Source organism: Streptomyces niger (genome assembly GCF_000718305.1).
GTDB lineage: Bacteria > Actinomycetota > Actinomycetes > Streptomycetales > Streptomycetaceae > Streptomyces > Streptomyces niger.
In genome coordinates this window covers 76,933-91,015 of the sequence record NZ_JOFQ01000012.1, presented here as the reverse complement: position 1 = coordinate 91,015, position 14,083 = coordinate 76,933, and the positions used below count along the sequence as shown (strand labels likewise).

Sequence of the window (14,083 nt, the reverse complement as noted above, 5' to 3'; positions counted from 1 at the left end):
CCCCCCCCGACCTTCCGGCCAAGGGGCTGCCGCATGCTCTCCGTACTGCGCAACCGCACCTACCGCCAGCTCTTCACCGCCCAGGTCATCGCTCTGGTGGGGACCGGCCTGGCGACCGTCGCGCTCGGGCTGCTGGCCTACGACCTCGCGGGGGCGGATGCCGGTTCGGTGCTGGGCACCGCTCTGGCGATCAAGATGGTGGCGTACGTCGCGATCGCCCCGGCCATCGGCGCGGTCGCCGACCGGATACCGCGCCGCGCGCTTCTGGTCGGCAGCGACCTCATACGCGCCTCGGTGGCGCTGATGCTGCCGTTCGTCGCTCAGGTCTGGCAGGTGTACGTCCTGGTCTTCGCCCTGCAGGCCGCCTCCGCCGCCTTCACCCCCACCTTCCAGGCCGTCATCCCCGACGTCCTGCCCGAAGAGCGTGACTACACCCGGGCGCTGTCCCTGTCCCGGCTCGCATACGACCTGGAGAGCCTGTTCAGCCCCGCACTCGCGGCCGCGCTCCTCTCCCTGATCACCTACAACTGGCTGTTCGCCGGCACCACCGCCGGCTTCCTGGCGTCGGCCACCCTGGTGGTCTCCGCCGTACTGCCGAAACAGGCCAACGCCCCGCGGACCGGCAGGCCCTACGCCAAGGCCACCGGCGGCATGCGGCTGTTCCTCGCCGACCCGCGGCTGCGGGGCCTGCTCGCCCTCGACCTCGCCGTCGCCGCTGCCGGCGCAGTCGTCACCGTCAACACCGTCGTCTACGTCCGCGACCACCTCGGCCGCTCCACCGGGGACGTACCGCTCGCGCTGGGCGCGTACGGCGCGGGCTCCATGGCCGTCGCGCTGCTGCTGCCCCGCGTCCTCGACCGCGCCGCCGACCGCACGGTGATGCTGCGGGGCGCCGCGCTCCTGGTCATGGTCTTCGTCGGGCTCGGAGTGCTCACCGCGGCCGGTACGGGTGCGTGGCGCTGGCCCGCCCTGCTCGCCGCGTGGGCCGCGTTCGGCGGTGCCTGTTCCCTGGTGCTCACCCCCACCGGCCGACTGCTCCGGCGCGCAGCACCGCCGGAGCAGCGCACCTCCGCGTTCGCGGCCCAGTTCTCCCTCTCCCACAGCTGCTGGCTGCTGACGTATCCGCTCGCCGGGTGGCTCGGCGCGGCAGCGGGGCTGCAGTCGGCCGTCGTGGCGCTGGGGGTGCTCGCGCTGACCGCCGTGGTACTGGCCACGAAGCTGTGGCCGTCCGACGCCCCGCAGCGGAGCTCGCACCTGCACACCACGCTGACCGCCGACCACCCGCACCTGGCCGACGCCGTACAGACCGGGGGCGGCTGGCGACACAGCCACAGTCACGTCGCCGACGCCCTGCACACCACCGGCCGGGTCCCCCCGGGCCACGCCGCTTCCCACTGACGCAGCGGCTGCCCCCCCCCCCCGCTACGGCCGCAGCCGACCTCGGCGTCCTCGTCCGCACGGGCCCGGCCGATCGCCACGTCGGGTCGGCCGATTCACGTGCGCTGATTTCCGGCCAACCGAAAGGGGAGAGAGCTGCGGGTTCACGCACGTCTCCGTCAGCAACGGGCAACGCAGGACCGCGTGCGGGAGGCGCCCCATGTCGCCGCATTCCGCGCAGTCGTTCAACGGTTCAACTGAACAGGTCATGTTGGATCAATGGCACCCAATTCGTCCCGCGCCGTTGCGGCCGTCACCGCACCGGCCCCATCAGCTCGTCCGAGCACCACTCCGTCCATCCGCAGGCTGACAGGCGTCGACCTCGCCCGCGGCCTGGCCGTACTGGGCATGTACGTCGCTCATGTCGGCCCCGACCCGATGGACGGCGGAACGCTGGGCTTTCTGGCCGAGACCGCGTACGGCAGGGCCTCCGCCCTCTTCGCGGTGCTCGCCGGCTTCTCGCTGGTCCTGCTCACCGGCCGTCCGACGCCCCGGACCGGCCGTGCGGGCCGGCAGGCGGTGATCAGGGTGGTGATCCGGGCCGCGGTCCTGTTCGCGATGGGCATCGCCCTCATCGCGCTGGACACCCAGATCGATGTGATCCTCGCCTGCTATGCGCTGCTCTTCCTGCTCGCCCTTCCGCTGCACCGACTGCGCGCCGGGACTCTCGCGGTGATCGCCGCCGCCAGCGCACTGGTACTGCCCCAAGACCTCTATCTCATCAAGGTCTCCATCGAGGAGGGGAACTGGGCCGACAGCATCACCGCCCTCGACCCGCTCGCCAGGATCACCGACTCGGACGGCTTCATCGAGATCCTCTTCACCGGCGCCTATCCGGTCCTCACCTGGATCCCGTTCGTGATCGCCGGCATGGCCGTGGCCAAGCTCGACCTCACCCGCGTACGCGGCCGCCTGGCTGTCGCGGGCGGCGTGCTGGCCGTACTCGGTTACGGCGGCTCCTGGCTCGCCCTGCACCTGGTCCCCCACGCGTACGCCACCATCGCCGCCCGCACCGACGGCAACTCCGCCGGCTCGGCCTGGTGGTCGGACACCGTCGGCGAACCCGACGGGGTGTTCCGCGAATGGCTCCTGGTGGCGGCGCCGCACAGCCAGACCACGTTCTCGATCGTGGGCAACACCGGCGTCGCCCTCGCGGTGCTGGCCGGCTGCCTCGTCGCCGTGGACCGTCTGCCGCGCGTACGGCGACTGGCCGCTCCCGTCATCGCGATCGGCACGATGTCCTTGACCTTCTACGTTCTGCACATCGTGGCCATCTGGGCACTGTGGGACGAGGAACTCCCCAGCAGCCTGCTCGTACTGGCCGCGTTCAGCCTGGCCGCCATGCTGCTGGCCGTCGCATGGCACCGGCACTTCCGGCGAGGACCACTGGAGTACCTGGTGCACAGCACCACCAGGCTTGCGGACCGCATCACGTGAGACGCCTCAGCGTGAGACAACGACCGAACCGATCCCTGGCCCCGTCGAGCGGGCCTGGAATTCCCGGAAAAGATGCGCGGCGAGCCTGAGTCGGCAGGGGTGGCGGGCCGGCGGCGGGGGGGGAAGGCACGAGCGACGGGCCGGCTGCGGGCCTCTCTGCCGAGGCCCGCAGCCGGCCCGTGAACCGCTCGGTCAGAGCCGGTCGAGGATCTTCTTCAGCTGCTCGACTTCGGTGGACTGGGCCTTGACCACGTCATCGGCGAGCTTCTTCGCCGTGGTGTTCTTGCCGTTCTTCTGCTCGTCCTTGGCCATGTCGATCGCACCGTTGTGGTGGTCGATCATCATCTTGGCGAACATCTTGTCGAAGTCCGTGCCCTTGGCGGCCTTGAGCTCCTTCATGTCCTTGTCGGACATCATCCCGGACATGCCGGTCCCCTCGGAGCTGCCGGAGCCGTGGTCCATCCCGGGCATGCTGCTGTGATCCATGCCGCCGCCGGGCGACGTGGGCTCGCCCCACGCCTTGAGCCAGGACTTCATCTTCTCGATCTCGGGGCCCTGGGCCTTCTCGATCTTCCCGGCGAGGTCCTTGACCTCGGCGTCCTTGGCGCGGCCGGCGGCGAGTTGCGACATCTTCACGGCCTGCTCGTGGTGGGGGATCATCGTCTGCGCGAACATCACGTCCGCGTCGTTGGCGGCGCCCGGTGCCGGGTTGCTCCCGGAGGTGGCACTCGCCGAGGGGCTCTTGCTCCCGTGGTCCATGCCGCTCATGTCGTCGTTGCCGCCACAGGCGGCGAGGAGAAGCCCCGCGGCGGCAACGGTGCCGACCAGGGCGATACGGCGCGTGCGCCGACGGTTGACGGTGCGCTTGACTGCGTTCATGACAAGAAACCTCGTGCTGTCTGTCGCTGTGGAATGACCGCTGAACAGGGATTACGGGCAGCAGAAAGTGCCCGCGGTGGTGTTCGGCCTATATCCGCAGGACTGACAGGCGAGCGAGGAGGGGCCTGCGCGGTGGCGGCTCGGGACGCAGGACGACCAGAAGGCCGGCACGAAGCCGTACCAGCCAGTCCGCCCTGCGGCGGAGCGCCGCCCAGAGGAGGCCGGCCAGGGCCCACGTGCCGAGCACGGCCACACACAGCGAGGTCATGTCCATCCCCGAGCCCGGGGCGTGGGAGGGCGCCTTCGCATCGTGGTCCGAGGCGTGCGGGGAGACCACGACAACCGGCGTCGCAGCCGCGTGCATGCCATGGTCCGCGGAAGCGCTCATGGCAGCACCGTGGGCGGCTGCACCCATCTCCATGGTCGCGCCGGTCCCGGAGGTGTCCTTCGGGTGACCCAGCGTGTGCATCACGAAGATCCCCAGCGCGAGCACGACGACGAGCAGCAGGTGCCCCCAGGCACCGGCCGCTTGTGTCTTCCGGCTCAGACGCACAGCTATGACCTCCGGACCCGACCCTACAGAAGGACTCCACCGCCTGCCCTCCGCCCCCACCAAGCACTGGAAGCCGAGTGGGAAGGTCACTCTCCGGATGCGCTTCGACGAGGTCGTCGCTCTCCGTTGACCGGGGCGCGGACCCAGCCTGCGCGCCTGCTGGATGTGAAGTGGCTCGGTGGGCATCATGACGGAGATGAGCGTCTGGGAGCCGGTGCTGGTGCTGCTCGGTATCACGGCTGCGGGAATCGCCCTCTTGTATGGACTCGGCGCGCTGCTGGCCGCGAGACTCAAGCCCCTGGAAACGGTGTCGTTCGCCGGCGGACTGCAGCCGCGAGAGCACGCGGTTTCCCGGTTCCATGTCCGGTGGTACCCCGTGACCATGCTTTTTCTGGCCTTCGACATGGAGATGCTCTTCATGTACCCCTGGGTCAGGGTGGTGAAGGAGATGGGCGCGACCGCGGTGATCGAGATGTTCCTCTTTCTGGGCGTCCTCTTCGCCGCCGTGACGTACGCCTGGCGCGAGGGCGCGCTGCGGTGGACGTGAAAGGCGCGGCGCGGCGGGTGCTGGCCGGCTCTCCGCCCGTCCTGCTTGTCACACTTCCCGGTGCCACCGCGGAGCGGCTGGCGGTCGAAGCCGGACTGCGCGAGCGCGGCTGGCCGTTGGCGGAGAGCCCGGCTGCCGCGGCCGCCCTGGTCGTGGCCGGGGAGCCGTCGGGTCCGCACGTCGAGTGGCTGGGCACGCTGTGGAGCGGCATGCCGCGGCCGAAGGCGTACGTCACCGTCGCCGGTGCGGCGGAGAGCGGGCGTGCCCTGGACGCCGTGCCCCGGCTGCTGATTGCGGAGCCGCTGGGTGCGGGCCCTCAGCCGGGGCCGCCGCACGGTGTCGTCTCTCCTCCGGAAGACCATGAGGTACCCGAGAGCCATGGCGGGCACGCCGACCACGGTGGGCATCACGGCGGCCTGGTCGCCGGTTTGCCGATGGCTGAACGCGCCGACGATCGCGACGGATTGAGACTCGACCAGCTGCACCTTTCGCTGGGCCCGGCCCTGCCCGACTGGCCAACGGGGCTGATCGTCGACGTCGTGATGCAGGGAGATGTGATCCAGCAGGCCGAGGTGCGGCCGGTGCCGGGTGGCCCACCGGCTCAAGGCTCCTTCTGGAATGAGCCGTGGCAACGGGCCGCACGCGGCGAGCCGGTGACGCGCGGCGCCGCCGAGCGACGGCGCTGCGCGGCCCACCTGGACAGTGTCGGCAGGTTCCTCGCCGTCGCCGGGTGGTCGGGCCCCGCCGCCCGGGCCCGGCGGTTGCGCGATGCGGTGCTGGGCGGCGCCGGTCGCGAGGAGCTGGTCGGGGAGGTACGTCCGCTGGTCCGGCAGGTCGATGGCTCACGGACGTTGCGGCGGCTCACGACCGGGATCGGGCCGCTTCCCGCAGCCCGCGCGAAGAGCGTCGGGGTGACCGGGCCGGCGTTGGTCGCCGATGGGGACGCGCACGCCCGCGTCTGCGTATGGCTCAAGGAGATCGAACGCAGCCTCTCCGGACTGGAGGACGCGCGTGCCCTGGCTGTCGATGCCGAGAACACCGAAAACACCAAGAACACCGAGAGCACGGTGGGGCCGCGCGGCCGGTGCGACGGCCTCCTGTCCCCGTCGCGGGCTCTGCTCGACGCGCTGCCCGGCCTGTTGCGCGGTGCCGAGTTCGCTTGTGCCCGGCTGATCGTCGCGAGTGTGGACCCCGATCTCGACGAGCTGCAGGGGGCAGGTCATGGCTGAGTCGGCCGAGACTGCCGGCACCGCACCGCTGTGGGCCGTGGTGCTGCTGCCCGTCGTACTGACCGTTGTCGCCCTCGCGGCCGCCGGATTCGACGCGGTGCTGAGCGCGGGTGCCGAGCACGGCCGGGGCGCCGGCCGGGGTGCCCGTACGCTCCGGGCCGCCGTGGCCCCCGTACGCGAGGGGATCGCGCTGCTGGCCCGGCAGCGGCGCCGTACGACCGCGGACGACGCGGCGCTCGGCCGCATCGGGATCGCGCTCGTACCACTGGCCGCCGTGCTGGCGGCGGCCGTCGTGCCGTGGGGCTTCCGGGCGGTGACCGATCCGGTCGTCGGCATCGTGTGGTTCAACGCGATGGAGGCGCTCGCCTGGGCGGCGGTGTGGCTCGCGGGCTGGGGGCCCAACTCGGTGCTGTCCCTGATCGGCGGGTACCGGTTCCTCGCGCAGGGCCTCGCGTACGAACTGCCGCACATGTTCGCGCTCACCACGGCCGCACTCGGCGCCGGATCGCTGCGCGTCGGCGAGGTGGTCCGGGCCCAGCAGGGAATGTGGTTCGTGGTGTGGATGCCGGCCGCCTTCGCCGTGTACCTGCTGAGTGCGTGTGCCATGGCGTTCTGGGGACCGTTCGGGCATCCGCTGGGGCGCGATGTGGCGGGCGGCGTCGTGGCCGAGTACAGCGGCGTCGACCGGCTTCTGCTGCTCGGCGGGCGGTGGCTGCTGCTCGTGGCCACCGCCGCGTTCAGCGTGCCGCTGTTCCTCGGCGGCGGGCACGGCCCCCTGCTGCCTGCCTGGGCCTGGACGGTGCTCAAGACCGCCGGTGTGCTGGCGCTGCTGATCGTCGGCCGACGGCTGGTGCCGACGCTGCGCATGGAGCGTTACATGGAGTTCGCATGGCTGGTGCTGGTACCGCTCACCCTGCTCCAAGCCCTGGTCGTCGCCGTCGTCGTACTCAACCGATAGCGAGAAGGAGCACAGCCATGCCGGACGTCGCAGTCTTCTGGGCCCTCGGCGCGCTCGCCGTCGTCAGTGGCGTCATGGTGTTCCGCTTCGACTCCATGGCCCGTGCGACGTACGCGCTGCTGCTCTCGTTGCTGTGCGTGGGCGGCCTGGTGATCGTGCTCGGCCTCGATTACCTGGGCGTGGTCGTCGTGCTGATGATGACCATCGAGATGGCCATCATGGCCGTCTTCATGGTGATGTACATGATGAACCCGGCCGGGCTCATGCCGATGTCGATGCTGCACAACAAGAAGGGCGCGGCCGTTCTCTGCACTCTCGTCTTCCTGCTGCTGGCCGCGGGCATCGTGCTCGCTCCGTGGCCGAAGCGGAGCGGCCGGCCGGCCGACGACCCGACGAAGGCCCTCGGCACGGCGCTGATGGGGCCGCACATTCTGACGATGATGACGCTCGGCTTCGCGCTGTTCGCCACCATCGTCGCCACGGTGGTGCTGGCCACCCGCCGCGGCCGGTACGACCGGTTCGGCGACGATCTGCGGGCCCGCACCGCCGACGATCCGGTACGCGGAGGGGTCGGCCGGTGAGCCTGGAACTGTTCCTCCTGCTGGCCGCCGCGCTGTTCAGCGTCGGGCTGTTCGGCGCGCTGACCCAGCAGTCGATCGTGATGCTGATGATGGGCCTGGAGCTGATGCTGGGCGGGGTCATCCTCGCGGCCGCCGCCGTGTGGCACTACGTCGCGCCTGCCGCGACGGACGGGCAGGTGCTGGTCGTGCTGGCGGTCACGGTCATGGCCGTGGAGATGGCCATCGGGTTCGCCGTCGTGACCGCGCTGTTCCGCGCGCGCGAGGTGGACGTGACCGACGAGGCCGCGGAGCTGAAGGCGTGAGCGCGCCGCTGTGGGCGTTGATCACCGTACCGCTCGCCACCGGCACCGTACTCGTCATCGCGGGACGGCGGGCCGACCGGGCAGCGCCTGCTGCGGGCGTGGCCGCAGCCGCCCTTGCCCTCGGCCTGGCCCTGCTCGCGGCCTTCCGGCAGCCGTCCGTCTCCGCAGCGCTGCTGGCGGACCTGCCCTTCGGACTGGCCGCGGACGGGCTGTCGGGCGTGCTGGCGGTGACGGTCGCCGCGGTGACCGTGGCCGTCCTGCTGTTCGGCGTCGGCGACATCGGCCCCGGCGAGGCGCGGGCCCGGTTCTTCGGCCTGATGCTGCTCTTCAGCGGGGCGATGCTGGTCACCGTCACGGCCACAACCCTGCCTGCATTGCTCATGAGCTGGGAGGTCATGGGTGCCACGTCCTGGACACTGATCGCCTACCGGTGGCAGGACACCGTACGGGTGGCGGCGGCGGGAACCGCGTTCCTCACCACCCGCGCCGCCGATCTCGGCCTCTACCTGGCCGCCGGAGCGGCGGTCGCCGGCGGGCGGACCGAGGCGCTCGGCGACCTCGACCGCCTCTCCGGCCCCTGGCTGCACCTCGCGACGGCAGGTGTCGTCGTCGCCGCGTTGGGGAAATCGGCCCAACTCCCCTTCAGCTTCTGGCTGTCCAAGGCCATGCAGGGGCCTGGTCCCGTCTCGGCGCTGCTGCATTCCGCCACGATGGTGGTCGCCGGCGCCTACCTGCTGATCAGGCTCGGGCCGCTGCTCGCCGCCGCCGGCTGGGGCGCGGACGCGGTCGCCTGGACCGGCGCCGGCACCGCGCTGGCGCTCGGACTCGTCGCGGCCGCACAGCGGGACCTCAAGCAGCTGCTCGCCGCGTCGAGCTGTGCCCAGATCGGCTTCATGGTGCTGGCGGCCGGCGTCGGATCGACGGTCGGCGGCACCCTCCAGCTCATCGCTCATGCGGCCGCGAAGAGTCTCGCCTTCCTGGTCGCGGGCTACTGGCTGACCTGGCTCGGCACCAAGTCACTGCCGGAGCTGCGCGGCGCCGCCCGCCGTCGACCGGCCGCCGGGATCGCGTTCACGGTGGCGGCTCTCGGCCTGGCCGGGGTGGCGCCCCTGTCGCTCTGGGCCGCCAAGGACGTACTGCTCGCCGCGGCCCTGGAGCGGAGCACCGGGCTGTACGCGGTGGGGCTGGCGGCCGCCGCGCTCTCGGCGGTCTACAGCGCCAAGGCCCTCTGGTACGTCTGGCAGCCCCGGCCCGACCGGCCCTCCCGGCCGGACCTTCCGCCGTACGCACGGCGGACCGTCCCCCGGCTCCCGGCCTCGCTCACCCTCCCCTTCGCCGCCCTGTCCCTGGCGACCGTGGCCCTCTCCGCCCTCGTCCTGCCGCCCGTGCGCGAAGCCCTCGCGCGCACTCTCGGCGTCACGGGAACGATGCCCAACGCCTGGGAGTTCGCCCTCAGCGCCGTCCTCGCACCGGCCGCCGGCGCGGTCGCCTGGGCCTGGGGCGCCCGGCGAGTCCCGCTCCCAACCCCCGTCATCCGTTGGGTCTCGGGCTGGCTCGGACTCGAACGCGCCGCGCACGCCGTGTGCGTACGTCCCGTGCAGCGCCTGGCCACGGCCCTCGCCGCCTTCGACGACCGGGTCCTCGACCGCGGCGTCGAAGGGCTCGCACGCGGCACCGTACGGCTCGCCGGCGTCATGAACCGCCACGCCGAAGCGGCCGTCGACGGCGCCGTGCAGGGCGTGGCCGCCGTGAGCCGTGGGCTGGGCCGGCTCGCCCGGCGACCGCAGACCGGCCAACTGCACACCTACCTCGCCCAGGCCGTCGCGGCCTGCACCGTCCTCGCCGTCGTCCTCGTCCTCGTGAGGTGACCGCCGTGCTCACGGCCCTCGTCCTGCTCCCCGCCGCCGCGGCCGTCCTGCTGCTGTGCCTGCCGCGCAGCACCCCGCGTACGGCCTTCCGCGTGGTGTGGGTGGCGGTCTCGGCAGCCGTGCTCGCCCTGGCGCTCGCGGTCTGGGCGGGCTATCGAGACGCCGGTGGCATCCAGTACGAGACCCACGCACGCTGGATCCCGAGCGCGGGCATCGGCTACCACATCGGCGTCGACGGGCTGTCGCTGCCGCTGCTCGCCCTCACCGCCGTCCTCTTCCTCGCCTGCTCGGTCCACGCGCTGCGCGGGACGCACCGCGTCCGCGAGTTCGCCGCGCTGTTCCTTTTTCTCGAAACCACGTGCCTGGGCCTGTTCGCGGCGCTCGACCTGATCCTGTTCTTCGTCTTCTTCGACCTGTCGATCGTGGCGATGTACTTCATCATCGCGGGCTGGGGGCACAAGGGTGCCGGCCGCGCGGCGCTGTACTTCTTCCTCTACACGTTCCTCGGCTCGCTCGCCCTGCTGCTCGGCTTCATCGGCCTGTACCTGGCGGCCGAGCCGCACACCTTCGACATGGTGGCGCTCACCGCGCAGAACCCGCTCGCCGGGCGGTCCGCGTACGGCGCCCTGGTCCTGCTCGCCCTCGGCATCGGGCTCGCGGTCAAGACCCCGACCGTGCCCTTCCACACCTGGCTGCCGCCCGCCCACACCGAGGCGCCTGCCGAGGGTTCGGCGATCCTCGCCGGGGTGCTGCTGAAGATGGGCACGTACGGGTTCCTCCGAATCGCCCTGCCGATGCTGCCGGAGGCCTGGCGTTCGTACGCCCTCGTCTTCGTCGTGGTCGGCGTGGTCTCCGTGCTCCACGGCGCGCTCGTGGCCCTCGCCCAGACCGAGTTCAAGCGCATGATCGCGTACACCTCGGTGAACCACATGGGGTACATCGTCCTCGCGATCGGTGCCGCTGCGGCCGCCGGTGGCAGCACGGGCGACGCCCGCCGGCTGGCGGTGACCGGGGCGACATACCAGATGGTCAGCCACGGGCTGCTGACCGGCGCGCTGTTCCTGCTGGCCGGGGTGTTGTACGAGCGGGGCCGTACGTACGACATGGGCGCGTACTCCGGCGTCGCGGCCACCGCACCGGTCTTCGCCGCGCTGACCGGCGTCGCGGCGTTCGCCTCGCTGGGGCTGCCCGGATTCTCGGGGTTCATCGCCGAGTTCCAGATCCTCACCGGCAGCCTCGGGCCCCGCCCGGTCGCCACCGGCCTCGCCGTACTCGGCATCCTCCTCACCGCGGCCCTCTTCCTGCGTGCCCTGCAACGCATCTTCCTCGGCCCGCTACGGCTGCCCGAAGCACCCGGCACGGCACGCCCGTTCGCCGACATCCGTGCACACGAAGGCGTCGCGATCGTGCCCCTGCTGGCCCTCGCCGTCGTCCTCGGTCTCGCTCCGCGCTTCGTGCTCGATGTCATCGAACCCGCGTCGCGCGACGTGCTGGAGCTGCTCGCCCGATGAACGAGAACCCGCTCGACCTGTTGCCCGAGGTACTGCTCGGCGCCTCGGCCGTGCTCGGACTGCTCCTGGGCGCCTGGCTGCCGCGCCGTCGCCAGTGGCTGACGGGCGCACTGGCGGCCGTCGCCTGCGTGGCGGGTATCGCGGCCGCCGTCGCCGCCGCGCCGGGCCCCATGGCGGCCTTCGACGGTGCCTTCGCCATCGACCCCGTGACCGCCACCGCCCGCGTCGTCATCCTCGGCGGCACACTCCTCGTCCTCGTCCTCGGCCGTATCGCCTACCGCGCCGACCCGCGCGAGACCGAGTTCTACGTCCTCCTCCAACTCGCCGCGCTCGGCGCACTGCTGCTGGCCGGCGCCCAGGACCTGCTGCTCCTCGCCGCCGCTTACCTGCTGGCGAGCGTCCCTTCGTACACGCTGGCCGGCTTCCGGAAGGACGGGCCGGGCACCGAGGCCGCGCTCAAGTACTACGTCGTCGGGGCGCTGCTCGGTGTGATGATGCTGACCGGCATCACCGTGCTCTTCGCTGCGGGCCGTGCCACCGCCTACCCGGCACTCGCCGGGGGCCTGGCCACCGCGCCCACCGGACTCGTCGCGGCGGGAGTGGTGGGACTGCTCGCGGGAGTCCTCTTCAAGGCGGGCGGAGTTCCCTGCCACTTCTGGGTGCCGGACGCCGTGCAGGGCAGTACGCCTGCCGTCGCGGCCTTCCTCGCCACGCTGCCGAAGATCGGTGCCCTGGCCGCGCTCTACCGGCTCGCCGCGGTCCCCCTGTCCGCCACCGACGTGCCCTGGCCGGCGCTGATCGCCGTACTGGCCACCGCCTCCATGACGCTCGGCAACCTGGCCGCGTTCTTCCAGACCGACGTCAGGCGGCTCCTGGCGTACTCCACCATCAGCCAGGTCGGCTACCTCCTCATTCCGATCGCTGTCACCGGCCGCAGCGACCAGGCCCAGCCCGCACTGCTCTACTACCTGGCGGGTTACGCCCTCACCAACCTCGGCGCCTTCGCCGTCGTCTGCGCCCTCCCCCGCGCACGCGCCCTCGACGACTACCGCGGACTGCTGCGCCGCCACCCCGCCCTGGCGCTCAGCCTCGTCGTCTGCCTCCTCGGCCTGCTCGGCACCCCGCCCACCGCCGTGTTCCTCGGCAAGCTCCAGGTCTTCACGGCGGCGGTCGACGGCGGGTACACGTGGCTGGCCGTCGTGGCGGCCGTGAACACCGTGGCATCGCTCTTCTACTACCTGCGGTGGATCCAGCCGGCGGTCGCGGGTGCCCGTGCCGATGCCGATGCCGGTGCCGGTGCCGGTGCTGATGCCGGTGCTGATGCCGCGCGGACGCTCACCGTGCGGCGCCCGGCCGCTCTGCTCGCCTGCGCCGCCGCGGCCGCGTCCGTGGTCCTCGGTATCGCGGGCGGCCCCGTACTCGACCTGCTCGGCGGGCCACTCGTCCGCTGACCGGGGCTCCTCCCCGGCATGGATCGCGTACTACGCTCGCATAGTAGGCACGGCAGCTCGGGAAGGTGGACACGGTGGCCCTGGGGGCACTGGAGAACGACGTCATGCAGGCGTGCTGGAACGAGAAGCGCCCGATGTCCGTGCGACAGGTGCTGGATGTGCTGAACGAGAGACGTCCACAGCCGCTCGCGTACACGACGGTGATGACCGTCATGACCCGTCTCGCCGAGAAGGGCATGCTCGACCGCACGCGTCACGGCCGCGGATACGAGTACACGCCGGCTGTCCCCGACGAGGCCGCGCTCGCCGTACGAGAGGTGTTGCGCACGCACGGGGAGAACGCGGTCGCGCATTTCGCGGCCGAGGCCTCCCTCGATCCGGAACTGCGTGAGCGACTGCGCCGACTGCTGGAGGACTCCCCGTGAGGGACACACCGCCGGTTCGCCCCAGTTCTCTACTACATTCGCAAGGTAGTTACTACGCAGCCGTAGTAGCTTGCCGGCGTCACCTGCCGAAGGGAGCCGCAGCCATGGCCGCAGCCACGAAGAAGTCGCAAGTGAGGCACCCGCTCTTCGCCCGGATCTACCCGAAGATCAACGCCTTCGCGGAAGCGCATGGCGCCCTGAAGCACCGCCAGGAGCTACTCGCCGGCGCCACCGGACAGATCGTGGAGGTGGGCGCCGGCACCGGCGCCAACTTCCCGCACTATCCGGAGCAGGTCGACCAGGTCATCGCCGTGGAGCCCGAGCCACGGCTGCGCCAACTGGCCGAGCAGGCAGCCGCGAAGACATCCGTGCCGGTGGAAATCCGTGCGGGACGGGCGGAGGACCTGCCGCTGCCGGACGCTTCGGTCGACGGCGCGGTGCTCTCTCTGGTCCTGTGCTCCCTCCCCGACGTACGCCGGGCACTTTCCGAAGTGGCACGCGTACTCCGGCCGGGCGGTGCGTTGTACTTCTACGAGCACGTCCGCTCCGGGAATCCCCGGTTCGCCCGCAAGCAACGCCTGCTGAACCCTGTTTGGTCCCTCCTGGCAGGTGGCTGCCGGCTGACCCGGGACAGCCAACAGACCATTGTCGACGCCGGGTTCGCCATCGAACGCGTACGGCACTTCGATTTCCTGGTCAACGGACGCACGACGCCGAGCTCCCCGTGCATCATCGGCGTGGCCCGGAAGGCCGGGCCGGCGCTGCCGGGAACGGCGTCCGGTGCCGCGCATGGTGATCAGGCACTCTGAGCACCGATCGCCCGCACGCAGAGGCCGCCATGTCGCCCGAAGACACCGGTCGACGCACCGGCCCATGTCGACCTCGTGACGGCGGCCGAGGAGGAG

Annotated in this window: 14 protein-coding genes; 12 read left to right on the top strand and 2 right to left on the bottom strand. The window is 71.6% G+C overall.

Annotated features, from left to right (window positions below; translation table 11 throughout):
• The first annotated feature begins 33 nt into the window (after positions 1–33).
• Positions 34–1,398, top strand: coding sequence for an MFS transporter (locus IF20_RS23470; RefSeq protein ID WP_052867254.1), 1,365 nt, complete (start codon positions 34–36; stop codon positions 1,396–1,398).
• Between the two features lie 258 nt (positions 1,399–1,656).
• Positions 1,657–2,874, top strand: coding sequence for a DUF418 domain-containing protein (locus tag IF20_RS23465; RefSeq protein ID WP_052867253.1), 1,218 nt, complete (start codon positions 1,657–1,659; stop codon positions 2,872–2,874).
• 192 nt (positions 2,875–3,066) lie between these two features.
• Here the strand turns inward: IF20_RS23465 and IF20_RS23460 are convergent, their stop codons facing one another.
• Together IF20_RS23460 and IF20_RS23455 are read right to left on the bottom strand one after the other, a co-directional pair.
• Positions 3,067–3,753, bottom strand: coding sequence for a DUF305 domain-containing protein (locus IF20_RS23460; RefSeq protein WP_052867252.1), 687 nt, complete (start codon positions 3,751–3,753; stop codon positions 3,067–3,069).
• Positions 3,754–3,841: 88 nt separating this feature from the next.
• Positions 3,842–4,306 carry a hypothetical protein gene (locus tag IF20_RS23455; RefSeq protein ID WP_052867251.1) on the bottom strand — a complete coding sequence of 155 codons (465 nt, stop codon included), beginning with the start codon at positions 4,304–4,306 and terminating at the stop codon, positions 3,842–3,844.
• A gap of 196 nt (positions 4,307–4,502) precedes the next feature.
• On the opposite strand from IF20_RS23455, the gene IF20_RS23450 reads away from it, so the two are divergent.
• The 10 genes from IF20_RS23450 to IF20_RS23405 all read left to right on the top strand — a co-directional run bounded on the left by IF20_RS23450 (position 4,503) and on the right by IF20_RS23405 (position 13,987).
• Positions 4,503–4,853: an NADH-quinone oxidoreductase subunit A gene (locus tag IF20_RS23450; RefSeq protein ID WP_199896721.1), complete on the top strand. Its 351-nt coding sequence runs from the start codon at positions 4,503–4,505 to the stop codon at positions 4,851–4,853.
• Complete coding sequence (locus tag IF20_RS23445) at positions 4,844–6,082, top strand: hypothetical protein (protein WP_052867250.1); 1,239 nt, start codon at positions 4,844–4,846, stop codon at positions 6,080–6,082. Before IF20_RS23450 ends, IF20_RS23445 begins: the two co-directional genes overlap by 10 nt.
• Entirely contained in the window at positions 6,075–7,040 is a 966-nt protein-coding gene (locus IF20_RS23440; protein WP_052867249.1) for an NADH-quinone oxidoreductase subunit H, read from the top strand. The genes IF20_RS23445 and IF20_RS23440 overlap by 8 nt, the downstream gene beginning before the upstream one ends.
• Before the next feature lie 17 nt (positions 7,041–7,057).
• A complete protein-coding gene (locus tag IF20_RS23435) occupies positions 7,058–7,621 on the top strand; it encodes an NADH-quinone oxidoreductase subunit J (RefSeq protein ID WP_052867248.1) in 564 nt (187 codons plus the stop codon).
• Entirely contained in the window at positions 7,618–7,923 is a 306-nt protein-coding gene (gene nuoK / locus IF20_RS23430) for an NADH-quinone oxidoreductase subunit NuoK (protein WP_052867247.1), read from the top strand. Before IF20_RS23435 ends, nuoK begins: the two co-directional genes overlap by 4 nt.
• Positions 7,920–9,791: an NADH-quinone oxidoreductase subunit 5 family protein gene (locus IF20_RS23425; protein WP_052867246.1), complete on the top strand. Its 1,872-nt coding sequence runs from the start codon at positions 7,920–7,922 to the stop codon at positions 9,789–9,791. Before nuoK ends, IF20_RS23425 begins: the two co-directional genes overlap by 4 nt.
• Before the next feature lie 5 nt (positions 9,792–9,796).
• Complete coding sequence (locus tag IF20_RS23420; RefSeq protein WP_199896715.1) at positions 9,797–11,302, top strand: complex I subunit 4 family protein; 1,506 nt, start codon at positions 9,797–9,799, stop codon at positions 11,300–11,302.
• Positions 11,299–12,753, top strand: coding sequence for an NADH-quinone oxidoreductase subunit N (locus IF20_RS23415; RefSeq protein WP_052867244.1), 1,455 nt, complete (start codon positions 11,299–11,301; stop codon positions 12,751–12,753). Before IF20_RS23420 ends, IF20_RS23415 begins: the two co-directional genes overlap by 4 nt.
• Positions 12,754–12,827: 74 nt before the next feature.
• The gene (locus IF20_RS23410) at positions 12,828–13,178 is read left to right on the top strand and encodes a BlaI/MecI/CopY family transcriptional regulator (RefSeq protein WP_234426787.1); all 351 of its coding nucleotides are present in this window, start codon (positions 12,828–12,830) and stop codon (positions 13,176–13,178) included.
• A gap of 104 nt (positions 13,179–13,282) precedes the next feature.
• Complete coding sequence (locus IF20_RS23405; RefSeq protein WP_052867243.1) at positions 13,283–13,987, top strand: class I SAM-dependent methyltransferase; 705 nt, start codon at positions 13,283–13,285, stop codon at positions 13,985–13,987.
• Positions 13,988–14,083 lie beyond the last annotated feature (96 nt).